Below are 265 nucleotides of genomic sequence, written 5' to 3'. Positions count from 1 at the left end.
AGAAAATCGCCGCTGGAACGAGCTTCGTTGACATTGGTAAGGAACAGGGCAAAACCGAAGACGACCTGAAGCTCGGCACGTTCGAAAAATCCGCTATTCCCGACCAGGCCGTGGCCGATGCAGCATTTGCGCTCGCGGAGAATGGTGTTAGCCCAGTCGTAAAGGGAAGCTTCGGTCCCGTCATCCTGCGCGTAACGCAGATCGAACCGGCTCATGTGAAGCCGCTAGCCGAAGTTGAAGGCGAAATTCGCACCACCCTTGCGAA

1 protein-coding gene is annotated in these 265 nt (G+C 56.2%); it reads left to right on the top strand.

The window, feature by feature from the left end; translation table 11 throughout:
• The coding region (locus R0J92_RS23660) for a peptidyl-prolyl cis-trans isomerase (protein WP_411053471.1) at nucleotides 1-265 on the top strand (265 nt) is incomplete at both ends.

Origin of the sequence: Tritonibacter sp. SIMBA_163 (assembly GCF_046535935.1) — a bacterium.
Taxonomy (GTDB): Bacteria; Pseudomonadota; Alphaproteobacteria; order Rhodobacterales; family Rhodobacteraceae; genus Epibacterium; species Epibacterium scottomollicae.
This window is presented reverse-complemented; position numbering and strand designations above follow the sequence as displayed.